Genomic DNA, 13,206 nt, shown 5'->3' on the forward strand with positions numbered 1-13,206 from the left:
TCTCGACCTTCATGCACGTATAAATTTCATGAGGCTTATCAATATTTTCTCTGGGTTGTGCCTATTAAGGCGATCGTAAGCAAAACGGGTCAGATTAGGCGCGATTTTGGGGGATTTCTCGTATGACCACGCAATCCATTGGAAAGTTCCTGCCGGCGCTCAAGCTGCGGCTCGGCACCAAGGCCGTTATCTCGGCCATCCTTCTGATTGCGGTCAATACCGCGCTGGTGGTGGGAGCGGCCCATTGGTCGCTTACCTCCGAGTTCGGCGATCGGGCGCTGCGGGACATCGAGGTCAACCTGCGCACGCTGGGCCTGGCGTTCGCCGAAACCTACGGCGACGCCAAGCTTACGATCAAGGACGGGGCCGTCGCCCGCGCCGAAATTTCCAAAATGCCGGAGTTCAAGGACCACGCGATCGTCGATCGCGCGGTGAGCTATACCGGCGGCAACGCGACCCTGTTCGTCTATGACGAGGCGAGCAATCAGTTCATCCGCCGCTCCACCAACCTCAAGAAGGAGAACGGCGACCGCGCAGTCGGCACCCAGCTCGCGCCCGACCACCCCGGACAGGCGGTCGTACGCCGCGGCGAGGCCTACAAGGGGCCGGCGACGCTGTTCGGCAAGAGCTTCATGACGGGCTACTACCCGATCGTGAATCCCGCCGGGAAAGTGATCGGACTTCTCTTTGTGGGAATCCCGATGGCGCATTTCGAGAGCATGCTGTCGCACGCCATTCAGAACATGGCTATCGCAGCCGGCATCGCTGCGCTGCTCGTGATGATGCTGACCATGGTGCTGGTGCGCCGGGTGACCAAGCCGCTGATCTCGGTCACGGCCTCGCTGACGGCAATCGCCAACGGCAACACCGAGGTTGAGGTCGACTACCACGACCGAATGGACGAGATCGGCGAGATTGCGCGTACTCTCGCGGTCTTCAAGAACAACTCGGTCGAACGCCGTCGCCTGCGCGACGAACAGATTGCGGCTGCCGCCGCCGCCGCCGAGCAGCGCAAATCCGAGCTGCGCGGCTTCGTCGATGAGTTCCAGACCAGCATCGGCAGCATCCTCGACAAGGTGCTGAACTCCTCCAGCGAATTCGAGCGTGTCGCACGGCAGCTCACCGAGACCGCGCGGACCACCGCCGGGCTCTCCGGCAAGTCGGCGGGCGCTTCCGAGACCGCCTCCGAGCATGTCCGCACCGCGGCGACCGCCTCCGACGAACTCTCCAGCTCGATCGCCGAAATCACCCGCCGGGTCCAGGAATCGAACGGGATCGCGGCCGACGCCGTCAAGCAGGCGGCTGCCACCGACCAGCGCATCAACGAATTGTCCGAAGCGGGCGCCCGGATCGGCGACGTGGTGAAATTGATCACCTCGATTGCCGAGCAGACCAACCTGTTGGCGCTGAACGCCACCATCGAGGCGGCGCGAGCAGGCGATGCCGGCCGCGGCTTTGCCGTGGTGGCGCAGGAGGTCAAGAGCCTCGCCGGCCAGACCGCGAAGGCGACCGAGGAGATTTCCAGCCAGATCGGCAACATGCAGCTTGCGACCGAAGAGTCGGTCAGCGCGATCAAGGCGATCGGCCAGACCATCGAACGCATCAGCGATATCGCCACCTCGATCTCGGCGGCGGTCGAGCAGCAGCGCGGCGCTACCCAGAACATCGCCCAGAGCGTTCGCGCGGCGGCCAGCGGCACGGCAGACGTTGCGGCCAACATCCGCAACGCCGCGCAGGGCGCCGACGAGACCGGCGAGACCTCGAGCCGGATGTTCGCGTCGGCGCAGAATCTGTCGAGCGAGAGCCTGCATTTGAAAGCCGAGGTCGAAAAATTCCTCGATCGCGTCCGCGCGGCCTGAATACGGGCTTACGGCGGCGCACGGCGCCGCCGTTGAAACCGGAAGCCTCCACGTTCGTAGTTTGCCTATACTGCGAATGATTGCCCCTCGTTTCCCGGGCTGGAGGGCTTTGCGTGAATCGATACGCCGCGCTCTATCTGGTGACGCTGCTGGTCATCCTCCCCCTTGATTTTTTGTTCCTTGGCGTCGTCGCCAGGGACTTCTTCGCCTCCCAGGTCGGCAACATGCTGGGCGAGATCAAGCTCGCACCCGCGATCCTGTTCTATCTGCTCTATGTCGCCGGCGTCGTGATCTTCGTCAGCGGCGGGCAGGGCGCTACCTGGCAATCGACGCTGCTCTATGGCGCGCTGTTCGGCTTGTTTTGCTACGCGACTTTCGACCTGACCTCGCTGGCGCTGCTCAAGCATTGGAGCTGGCCGGTCGCGATCGTCGACATCAGCTGGGGCGCGTTCGTGACGGCGGTCTCATCGACCGCCGGATTGCTCGTGGCGAATTGGGTGGTGCCTAGAAGTTGAGGCGTCATTCCGGGGCGATGCGTAGCATCGAACTCTGGTGCGCAATTGCGCACCTGAGGTCTGGTGCTTACGCACCATCCCGGGATGACCGCTACGCCGTCACTTCGGCTGCGGCACGATGCGGATGTAGGGCTTCGGCGCCTTCCAGCCGGCCGGATAGATCGTCTTCGCCTCGTCGTCGCTGACGGAGCCGGCGATGATGACGTCCTCGCCCTGTTGCCAGTCGGCCGGCGTCGCGACGCGGTGCTTTGCGGTCAGCTGCAGCGAGTCGATCGCGCGCAGGATCTCCTGGAAGTTGCGGCCGGTGGTCATCGGATAGACGATCGTCAGCTTGATCTTCTTGTCGGGGCCGATCACGATCGCGTTGCGGACGGTCTGGTTGTCCGCAGGCGTGCGGGTGAGGGGATCGCCGGAGGTCGAAGCCGGCAGCATCTCGTAAAGTTTGGAGACGTTGTAATCGGTGTCGCCGATCATCGGGTAGTTCGGCGCCGCCCCCTGCGTCTCCTTGATGTCCTCGGACCATTTCGAATGCCGGTCGACGGGATCGACGCTCAGGCCCATCAGCTTGACGCCGCGCTTGTCGAATTCCGGCTTCAACTTTGCGAGAGCGCCGAGTTCGGTGGTGCAAACCGGCGTGAAATCCTTCGGGTGCGAGAACAAAAGCGCCCAGCTATTGCCGATCCAGTCGTGGAATTTGATTTTTCCCTCGGTGGTCTGGGCTTCGAAATCGGGGGCGGTTGCGCCAATCGGGAGTGCCATGATGTAACCTCATCTTGTTCTAGTTACAGGAGAAATCGTTGCGGAGATTATAGAGCCTGACGGGGGTTAAAGGAACTGGTTCAGGTAAAAGGTGAGATCCTTCTCCGCAAGCCCGGAACTTCTAGCACCTTCTTGCGGTCCGGGCCGCTGCGACGAAAAAACCGCAACGTCGCCACGGTCCGGCCGTCTGCCCCGATATTGCCTTTTATCAACCGCATCACCCCCGGCCGGTTTGCCATCTGAACCGTGACCGGCATCACAGCGACCAATTGGCAACCATGTAAAAATCTCGAAATGCCAGTTTCGAATCGTTAACCGCTCGTTCATGCCCGGTATGGAAATGCTGGGCCTGAAAAAGAAATCGAGAAGTGCAACTATGCCTGCCCCGACTGCCAAGACCACTGAAACGTCCACTGAGACGTCCGACGACGTCCCGCAACCGTCCTGCCGCCAGACCGCGGCGCACGCGCTCACCATCGTGCGCGACGGCGTGATCACCGGCGAGGGCCCCACCACCAGGGGCCGTATCCATTTTTCCCGCGCGCTCGATGCCGATGACGCCGCCTGGTGCGCGCGCATCCTGACCGTCAGCGCGGTCGAGCATCAGCCGGTGAGCCGCGCCGAAGTCGAGGCGCTGTTTGAAATCAGCGACGCCGCCGCCGAGCGTACCGACGACGGGCGTTTCGACGATCTGCTGGCCAAGGCGGTCGCCCATCATGCAGCCTCCGAGTCCGGCCTGCCGGTGCCGCCGCGCACGGTGGCGCTGTCGCCCGATACCGACATCGAGAGCTGGGCGCCGACGCAAGCCGCCAAGATCGATACCAAGGTGCTGGAATGGCTTGCCAGCCAGATGCGCGGCAAGCGCCGCGTCAACCACCGCCTCACAGCGCTGGTCGCAACCCTGATCGGCGCCGCCGCGCTGCCGCTCGCGCAACTGCCGGGCATGCTGGATATGGGGATGCTGTAGGTTCATCTGGCGATCACTGATCTGAAGACGGCGGGGTCATTCCCCGCCGTTTTGTTTTTGTAGGATGGGTGGAGCGAAGCGATACCCATCAGCGCTGCTGATGCTGTGGGATACAATGATGGGTTTCGCTTCGCTCAACCCATCCTACGGTGCGAGCGCCGCTTGTAGCCCGGATGAGCGAAGCGATATCCGGGGCGGTGTTAGAGCGGTCCCGGATCTCGCTGCGCTCATCCGGGCTACGAACTGAGTGTGCGGCTGCGATCTCGCGGCGCATTGCGTCCGAGGTTTGCATCTTCGTTTGCCCTCCTCGAAATAGAGGGCGCAGGGAAGACCGGGTGCTTGCTGCACCCGCGGTCTCGTGTGCAACGTGCACAGAAGAACACGCACACGAGCATACAGGTACAGGCGGAGCATCCCGGCCTTCCCTGCGCAATGGCTTTACGGCTTACTTCGTGCTCTTCCCGGAGAACGGCTTTCTTGCCTCCGTCGCCCCCAAGAAGCTTGCTTCTCGAGAACTTAGCGCCAGCACCGCGGCGCCCGAACCACACGACTTCGCCGTACGCGTCCGGCGCGTACGTCTAGCGCGCCATCAGCGTCCATCGCATCTCACCGCACGTTCGTGACGATCGCGAGCGTCCCTCAATTGGGTGAGACGAGCGGAGTTATGCGACTGATTTGCCCTGCAAGTTAAGCGGAATATTTTTGCTTCCGGGGATTGACGCGATTTCGGAAAATCAGAAGTGATTTGCCTGTGGGAAGAACGTCGCCGCGACTTGCTCCACCGCTCGAACTGAAGCCGACATCGCGGTTGTGGCCAGGAGCTTCATTTTTGGACCAAACGACAGAGGAATGTGACTTAGGTCACATTAACCTCTCGGCATTCCTACGTATTGTGACCGCTAAATTCGATGCTAGTGTCGGTTTTCATTGCCGATTTGGAAATTTTCTGATGCGCGCGTTTTTGGGGGTGGTCCTCACGGCCTGGCTGACTTTGCTGGCTGGCCAGCCCGCGTTTGCCGAGAAGCGCGTGGCGCTGGTGATCGGCAATTCGGCCTACCGGAACGTGGCCAAGCTGAGTAATCCCACGAACGACGCGGCGGCTGTTGCGTCGATGTTCAAGTCCGCAGGCTTCGACACCGTCGAGTCCAAGCTGAACCTGACCGTCGGCGAGTTGCGCAAGACGCTGCGCGATTTCGGCAACAGGAGCCGCGATGCGGACGTCGCCGTTGTCTATTATGCCGGCCACGGCATCGAGCTTGATGGCACCAACTATCTGATTCCGGTCGACGCCACGCTCGAGACGGACGCGGATGTTCTGGACGAGACGCTGCCGCTCGACCGGGTGCTGTTCGCAGTCGAGCCGGCGAAGCAATTGCGGCTGGTGATCCTCGATGCGTGCCGGGACAACCCGTTCGCCAAAAACATGAAGCGAACGATTGCGTCCCGCGCGATCGGACGGGGATTGGCCAAGGTCGAGCCTTCGAGCCCCAACACCATGATCGCCTTTGCGGCGAAGGCCGGATCGACCGCATCCGACGGCGACAGCAAGAACAGCCCGTTTGCGGCCGCGCTGGTCAATCATCTCGCCAAGCCCGGACTTGATCTTCGCAAGGCATTTGGCTTCGTGCGCGACGATGTCTTGAAGGCAACAGGCAATGCGCAGGAGCCGTTTGTCTATGGTTCGTTGGGCGGCAACGACGTGACGCTCGTGCCAGCCGCGCCTGCAGCCCCAGCCGCTCCAGCCGCCGCATCGACCGATCACGATGCCACCATGCAGCGGTACTACGAATTCGCACTTCAGGTCGGCACCAAGCCGGTGTGGGATGCCTTCATCGAGAAATATCCGTCCGGCTTCTTTACGGCACTTGCCAAAGCGCAACGTGACAAGCTCGCGGCTGAAGCGGCACGGATCGAGGCCACCAACAAGGCCAAGGCTGCACAGGACGAGCAGGCACGACTCGCTATCGAAGGCGCTAAAGCCGCGGAACAGGCAAAGGCAGCCGAACAAGCCAAGGCGGCCGAAAAAGCACGCATCGCGGCCGAACAGGCGAAAAAGGCCGAAGAGGCGAAAGTAGCGGAAGCCGAGCGTGCGAAGGCCGCGGCAGAAGCAAAGCTTGCCGAAGCCGAGCGTGCGAAAGCAGCAGCAAAAGCCGCCGAGGAAGCAAAGGCTGCGGAGGCCGCGAGGTTGAAAGCCGCCGAAGTAGAAAAGGAGCCCGCTGCGAAGAGGGGAAGCGAGAGCAAAATCGCCGCGCTCACGCCGCCGGCCGACCAATCCGATCAGCCCAAGGCGATCGACCTCCCTCGCTCCCTACAAGCCGAACTGCGGCGGGTCGGCTGCAACACCGGAGCGGTTGACGGGAACTGGAATGCGGCCTCGCAGCGGTCGCTCGATCTGTTCAACAAGCACACCGGGATGAAGCTGGAGGTCAAGGTTGCAAGTGTCGATGCACTCGATGTCGTCAGGAGCAAAACCACGCGCGTTTGCCCGCTGATTTGCGATCATGGGTTCAAGGCCGATGGCGATCGCTGCACGAAGATTACGTGTCGTGCTGGTTACGAGGTCGGCGACGACAACACGTGCGAAAAGATCGAGACGAAGAAGCCTACTGCAAAGCGCGAAGAACCGAGGGTGCAGCGCGACAAGCCAGAGCGCGGCAAGTTGGAATCGACCCCTTCGAAGCCGCAAGCCTCAGGCCAGATATTTTGTACCGGTCAGGGATGCAGGCCGGTAGGCAAAGGCTGTAGCATTCAAGTCGTGAGGCCCGGAGCGCCGGGATATGTCTCAGGCGCCAGCGGCCAGATCGAAGTCTGCAACTGAGCGGCTGACGAAGTGCGCGGTGTTTGGATCTAGGATTCGGTATGCCGATTTGAAAGTTTTTTGATGCGCGCTTTGCTAAACATCTTTTTGACGGTCGGGTTCATTTTCCTGGCTAACCAGCCCGCGTTTGCCGAGAAGCGCGTGGCGCTGGTGATCGGCAATTCGGCCTACCGGAACGTCGCCAAGCTCAGCAATCCAGCGAACGACGCAGCAGCTGTTGCCGCGATGTTCAAGTCGGCAGGCTTTGACACCGTCGAGTCCAAACTGAACCTGACCGTTGGCGAGTTGCGCAAGACGCTGCGCGATTTCGGCAACAGGAGCCGCGACGCGGATGTCGCGGTTATCTATTATGCCGGGCACGGCATCGAGCTTGATGGCGCCAACTATCTCATCCCGGTCGACGCGACGCTTGAGACGGATACCGATGTGCTGGACGAGACGCTGTCGCTCGACCGTGTACTGGTTGCGGTCGAGCCGGCCAAGCAATTGCGGCTGGTGATCCTCGATGCCTGCCGGGACAATCCATTCGCAAAAAGCATGAAGCGGACGATCGCGTCGCGCGCGATCGGCCGGGGACTTGCCAAGGTCGAGCCTTCCAGCCCCAACACCATGATCGCATTTGCTGCGAAGGCCGGGTCGACCGCATCTGATGGCGATAGCAAAAATAGCCCGTTCGCGGCCGCGCTGGTCAATCATCTCGCGAAGCCCGGACTTGATCTGCGCAAGGCATTTGGCTTCGTGCGCGACGATGTCTTGAAGGCAACCGGCAATGCGCAGGAGCCGTTCGTGTACGGCTCGCTGGGTGGCAACGATGTAACGTTGGTCCCGGCCGCGCCTGCAGCGGTTGCTGCGCCGGCCGATCAGGACGCCACGATGCGGCGCGATTATGAGTTCGCGCTCCAGGTAGCAACCAAGCCCGTCTGGGATGCCTTCATCGAGAAGTATCCGTCAGGTTTTTATACAGCGCTCGCCAAAGCGCAGCGTGACAAGCTTGCTGCGGAAGCTGCGCGGATCGAAGCTACCAACAAGGCCAAGGCAGCCCAGGACGAGCAGGCGCGGCTCGCGATCGAAGGCGCCAAGGCCGCCGAACAGGCCAGGGCTGCGGAACAGGCGAAAGCCGCCGAGAAAGCCCGTGTCGCTGCCGAGCTGGCAAAAAAGGCTGAAGAGGCGAAAGTCGCGGAAGCCGAGCGCGCGAAGGCGGCTGCGCTTGCCAAGGCCGCCGAGAAGGAGGCTGAGCGCGTCAAGGCGGCCGAAGAAGCCAAGGCTGCTGCCGAGGCAAAAAAGGCTGCTGCAGACGCCAAAGGTGCTGCCGAAAAGAAGGCGAAGGAAGAAAAACTCGCCGCGTTAGCGCCGCCGGCGGACCAATCCGATCAGCCGAAGGCGATCGATCTTCCCCGCTCGCTCCAGGCCGAACTGCGGCGGGTCGGCTGCAACACCGGTGCGGTGGATGGAAACTGGAATGCGGCCTCGCAGCGCTCGCTCGATCTGTTCAACAAGCATGCGGGGATGAAGCTGGAGGTCAAGGTTGCGAGCGTCGATGCACTCGATGTCGTCAAGGGCAAGACGACGCGCGTTTGCCCACTGATTTGCGAGTTTGGTTACAAGGCTGACGGTGATCGCTGCACCAAGATTGCTTGCCGTGCTGGCTACGAGGCCGACGACGACGGAAGGTGCGAGAAAATCCGAACGAAGAAACCAACAACTAAGCGTGAAGATGCGCAGCCAAGACGCGATGTTCAGGACCGAGCGAAGACTGAAGTCGCGCCATCCAAGCCGCAGACTTCTTCAGGTCAGATGGTATGCAGTCAACAAGGTTGCAGACCGGTCGCTAAGGGATGCCGTCTAGTGTATGGTGTTGCCAGCCGTACTTACGGCAGTCCAGCAAACAACATCGAGGTTTGCAATTAATGCTGTCGCCACCCGGACGCGGTGCAGCGGCTGCTGAGTGCCGTCGGATGTGTCTGGTTTGAAGTTTCGATACTTAACGCTCTGATCGGGGGCTGTGTTGTGAAGATATTTTGTGCGGGATTTCTGGCGGCCTTCGTTCTCATGGCGCAGTCGGCGCCGGTCGCCCAAGCAGGCGTTGTTCTGATCACGCCGGAAGAAGCCCAGCTTCCCACGCCCAAAGGCGTTCATGCCGCTCGCGCCATCACCCGCGGTCCGCGTATCGACCTTGCCGGTCCTGATGCCAGCGAGGCGCGTTCCCCGCTACGTCTGCAACTCAAATTTCGGGGTTTCGGCGGTGCAACGATCAATCTCGACTCGCTTCGCGTGACTTACCTGAAAATGCCGAACGTCGATCTGACGTCGAGAATAAGGCCTTATGCCCAGCCGACCGGCATCGAGATCCCGGACGCCGAAGCCCCGCCGGGCGAACATCTGGTTCGCGTGGAAGTCCATGATTCCGAGGGACGACGCACGGCGACGACATTTTTGCTCAGCGTCGCACGCTAGAAGGTCAGGGATGCCGGAAACTTGCTTCTTTTGCAAAACGGAGAAGGATGACCATGCGCTCGTCTGCGCGGCCTGCGGACGGGATACGGCCGTTCCTTTGCCGCTGGCCGCCGAACATCAGGCGCTGTCGCAAAAGCGCGATCGCTTGCGGGCCGAGCTCGTTGAGGCAAAGGCCCGGCTCGAGTCGCGCCGGCGCAGGCCGATCCGCGCATGAAGACTGATCCGGCAAGCCTCGCTCGAATGCTCATGGCGTTCCAATCTTCCACGGACCGACCGGCCGCCTGATGGAATGTCCGTTCTGCGCCGAGACGATCAAGGACGAAGCTCTCGTCTGCAGGCATTGCAGCAGGGATCTCCGCGTCGTGCAGCCGATTGTGATCGAAAACCAGAACCTCGTGGCGGAGCTGGACCGGCTCCAGCGGGAGCTGGACCGGGTCAATACGCAACTCGCGTTCCTGGACCGTCCGGTTCACTTCGTGCTGCGGCATGCGGCGCTCTATGTCTTGATCCCATCACTTCTGTTGCTCGCCGCGCACATCGTTGTGACGATCCTGCTGGATGTTTCCGCAGTCTACCTGCGGATAGCTTCGGTGCTCATCCCGATTCCGTTCGGCGTGATGCTCTACGCCGTCACCAAGATCGGGGTAAGGGGCGCCATCGGGTTTGGGATCGCCACGGCCTTCCTCAGCGTGACGGCCATGCTGATCACCATCGGAGTTGTCGACAAGGTACCGATCCTGCCCGACAGCCTCCGCGAATGGCGCGAGGCCGTCGAATACGCGCTCAGTATCATGCTGGCCTATTTGACGGGAAATCTGCTGGTCATGCTGATCCTTCGTTCGCTGCCGAATGCGATCGCGGCTTCAGGCCGCCCGAGTGCTGTAGCGGTGCGGCTCGCCCGGATGTTTGGCCAGCATGTGGGGCCGGACGTCATGCGCCGACGGGCGCGCCGGATACAGGAACTGATGAAAACCCTTGGCCCGCTCGCCGGCCTGTTGGTGACGGCCGGCGGATCGATTTACACCGGGCTAAAAGGGGTGTTGGGGCACTGATAGGGCGAGTGAGGGGGTTTAAATCTCACCCCGCCATCCCCATATAGAGTTCCATGGCACAATGGAAATCATCGACCACGCGGCAACCACCGATGACAAAGGACGAGTTGCGTCTGATGCTGGCCGAAGCTGTCCGCAACACGCAACCGAGCCCGGCCCCCAAGCCGAGAGGCTCGAAGGTCGAGGACGACCAGGCCTAGAGTGGGATGACTTTTCTTCGAATCGTCATCCCACTCTATCTCTTTGATTTACGCATGATCTTTTCGGAAAACCGGTACCCACTTTTCCGGATCATGCTCTAGTTGGCGTCCGTCGATCAGCCGTATTGGATTGATTGCCTACCAGCCAGAAACGAACGTGACTTGCGGCAGCGATGTCGAGCCGATAGTGCTGTCTTGAACAAGAATTCGAAAGGGAATAGTGGATGCGGATTGCTGCCAAGCCCACCGAACAAGAGATCATCGAGGGGCCGCAAGCGGTATCCTTTCAGATCGCGAACGGGAACGTGCGGCAGCGCTGCATTCTGCAAACCGAGCTGCCGACGAAGGCGCTGGCCCAAAAATATCTTCTCGCCAATTGGTCTGTTATCGAAAAGATGGCACGCGATGCGCTCGCGGCGGGAAATCTTGAAGACGGCCAGATCAAACTCGTGGCCTGAGTAGTTTCATTGGCCTGAGCGTTCATCATGAACGCCGGTTTTGGATTGCAGGAGCAGTTATGCTGAAAGATCGCGAGAATATCCTGAATGCGCTCCGCGAGAAGCCGCAGAAGGCTTACCAACTCATGCGGCGCGCCAATCTCCCGAATGAGGAAGCCTGCCAATCCCTGCTTCTGAAGATGCGCGACGAAGGCCTGGTGAAATTCGACATCCACAAGGGGCTATGGCTCATCGGATAGTCCGATACATGCGGCGAGGTTATTTCCCCGCCGTTTTCTGTTTGCCGCCTTCCGCATCCAGTCCGAGCGTGCGGCCGGGAAAGCCCGCCGCGTCGAAATAGCGTTGCGAGCCGACGCGCTGGAAGTTGAGCACGGTGCGCAGGCCGTTCGCCGCCGGTTTTGACTTCACGGTGCCGGCATAGGCGATCGGCGTTGCGCCATTGGGCATGGCTTCGGTCATGACGCGGCCGATCAGCTTGCCCTTCGCCTTTTGCGTCAGTCCCATGATCTTCGCTGCGGTGGCGCCGACGTCGGCATTGCTGACGGGGAGGGGATCGACATAGCCCGATTTGAAGTCGGGTCCGATCGCCGCCATGAAGTTCATGGTATCGCCGCGGCTGAAGCTGCCATGCATGCCCTGGCCCTGGCGCAGCACGGTGTCGGCAATCTGCACCGAGCAGTTGGTCGGCTCCTCGCATCCTGACGACCACGACCGGAAATTGACCACGATCGACGGATGCGGCACGACCGCCTTGCCCTTGAGGCCGAGCTGCGACATCGGCAGCGTGCCGGGGAAATTCCCCAGTTCGTCATCGACAAAGAGGCCGCTGACGTAATCCTGTTCAAGCAGCGCCTTGATGGTGCGGTCGGCCAGCTTGCGTTCCTTAGCCGGAATATAGATCAGATCGGATCCCCCATTGGTGGCGACGACGACGTCGGGCTTTGCCGGATCCTTTCCGAGCAAGCCATTGCCGAACCGGGGATGAGCGTTGTCGGCAACGCGGGCGTTCTTGTCGTTTGGGTCGTACAGCGGCAGGTTCAGCGCCTTCGCCAGATCGATAGCCACGAAGCCGAGCGGCAGGAAATCCTTCGGCGTATCCTCGTAAGATATCTTTGCCGCCGGGCTGGTCTTGCTCTCCTTCGAGATCGTCGAGAAGCCGTGATCGGAGGAGACGATGATGTTGGTCGACGCGGCGAGGCCGAGTTCGTCCAGCGCTTTGCGCAACTGCGCCAGGTTATTGTCGGCGTTCCTGATGCCGGCCATCGAGGTCGGTCCGTTGATGCCCGGCGTGATGGTGTTGAGGCTGTCGCCGGTATTGTGCTGGCTGCCGTCGGGATCGCGCGACCAGAACACCAGCACGAACGGCTTGTTGCGCGCCTTGAACATCGGCAATACGACCTTGGCCGCGACGTCGGCCATGTAGGCCTGCTGCGCGACATTCGCCGTCGTGGTGCCCGGTGTTTTGGCGTCGCCGGCCTTGCTGTTTTCCCCGCGCGGGGTCGTCACCAAGGGGAGGCCGGCCTTGGTCAGCGCGTCCTTCATTTCATCGGACAGCGGCACGCCATTCTTGCTACCAGTGGAGTCGTCGATCACGATGGAATTCTTGCCACCGTCGGTATGGTCGAAAAGATAGGTCGGACCAAGCTTGCCGATCGCGGCGGTGCTGTAGCCCTTCTCGCGCGCCATCTTCAAAAGCGTCTCTTCGTTCAAATAGTCGCCGCCGAAATGCTCGTCGACCTCGAGCAGGACGGGATTGACCTCGAGGAACGGCGTCACCGTGTTGTTGGCGTGGGCGATGGGGCGGCCGGTGTAGATCGTGTTGCTGAAGGTGCCGGTATCGCCGAGGTAATGGCCGCTGGCCATCGCCGAGCCGTTCGCCATGGTGAAGGTCGGGAACAGCGAATGCGAGTTCTTGAAATTGACGCCCTTGTCGCGCACCTCGGCCATCGCAGGCGCGGTCTGCGGCGTCACGATGCGCCCGCGCAAACCATCAGGCACGAACAGGATCAGGTTACGCGGGGTGGCGTTTTGCGCGGATGCCGAGCCTGCGATGAGTGCGATCAGACCGGCTGATAGCAACAGGGTTGTGTGGCGCATCTGGTTCCCCCACAGAAAGGCAGTTGC

11 protein-coding genes are annotated in these 13,206 nt (G+C 61.3%); 9 read left to right on the plus strand and 2 right to left on the minus strand.

Annotated elements, in window-relative coordinates:
* The first annotated feature begins 122 nt into the window (after positions 1-122).
* A complete protein-coding gene (locus C7G61_RS22040) occupies positions 123-1,859 on the plus strand; it encodes a methyl-accepting chemotaxis protein (protein ID WP_108518291.1) in 1,737 nt (578 codons plus the stop codon).
* Positions 1,860-1,972: 113 nt separating this feature from the next.
* Entirely contained in the window at positions 1,973-2,374 is a 402-nt protein-coding gene (locus tag C7G61_RS22045; protein WP_108518292.1) for a DUF2177 family protein, read from the plus strand.
* 99 nt (positions 2,375-2,473) lie between these two features.
* Here C7G61_RS22045 and C7G61_RS22050 read toward each other — a convergent pair whose 3' ends face one another.
* On the minus strand, positions 2,474-3,133 hold the full coding sequence (locus tag C7G61_RS22050) for a peroxiredoxin (protein WP_108518293.1): 660 nt from the start codon (positions 3,131-3,133) through the stop codon (positions 2,474-2,476).
* Between the two features lie 376 nt (positions 3,134-3,509).
* On the opposite strand from C7G61_RS22050, the gene C7G61_RS22055 reads away from it, so the two are divergent.
* From C7G61_RS22055 to C7G61_RS22095, 7 genes are all read left to right on the plus strand, one after another.
* A complete protein-coding gene (locus C7G61_RS22055; RefSeq protein WP_108518295.1) occupies positions 3,510-4,100 on the plus strand; it encodes a hypothetical protein in 591 nt (196 codons plus the stop codon).
* 949 nt (positions 4,101-5,049) lie between these two features.
* Positions 5,050-6,918 carry a caspase family protein gene (locus C7G61_RS22065; protein ID WP_108518297.1) on the plus strand — a complete coding sequence of 623 codons (1,869 nt, stop codon included), beginning with the start codon at positions 5,050-5,052 and terminating at the stop codon, positions 6,916-6,918.
* Between the two features lie 63 nt (positions 6,919-6,981).
* Complete coding sequence (locus C7G61_RS22070) at positions 6,982-8,826, plus strand: caspase family protein (RefSeq protein WP_108518300.1); 1,845 nt, start codon at positions 6,982-6,984, stop codon at positions 8,824-8,826.
* Positions 8,827-8,925: 99 nt separating this feature from the next.
* Positions 8,926-9,372, plus strand: coding sequence for a hypothetical protein (locus tag C7G61_RS22075; RefSeq protein WP_244608405.1), 447 nt, complete (start codon positions 8,926-8,928; stop codon positions 9,370-9,372).
* Positions 9,373-9,734: 362 nt separating this feature from the next.
* Positions 9,735-10,424: a hypothetical protein gene (locus tag C7G61_RS22085; RefSeq protein WP_244608406.1), complete on the plus strand. Its 690-nt coding sequence runs from the start codon at positions 9,735-9,737 to the stop codon at positions 10,422-10,424.
* Between the two features lie 424 nt (positions 10,425-10,848).
* Entirely contained in the window at positions 10,849-11,082 is a 234-nt protein-coding gene (locus tag C7G61_RS22090; RefSeq protein WP_108518309.1) for a hypothetical protein, read from the plus strand.
* A gap of 59 nt (positions 11,083-11,141) precedes the next feature.
* Complete coding sequence (locus C7G61_RS22095) at positions 11,142-11,321, plus strand: hypothetical protein (protein WP_108518311.1); 180 nt, start codon at positions 11,142-11,144, stop codon at positions 11,319-11,321.
* Between the two features lie 19 nt (positions 11,322-11,340).
* Here C7G61_RS22095 and C7G61_RS22100 read toward each other — a convergent pair whose 3' ends face one another.
* Positions 11,341-13,179: an alkaline phosphatase family protein gene (locus tag C7G61_RS22100; protein WP_108518313.1), complete on the minus strand. Its 1,839-nt coding sequence runs from the start codon at positions 13,177-13,179 to the stop codon at positions 11,341-11,343.
* Positions 13,180-13,206: the final 27 nt, after the last annotated feature.

The organism is Bradyrhizobium algeriense (genome assembly GCF_003062295.1).
In the GTDB taxonomy this organism is placed as follows: domain Bacteria; phylum Pseudomonadota; class Alphaproteobacteria; order Rhizobiales; family Xanthobacteraceae; genus Bradyrhizobium; species Bradyrhizobium algeriense.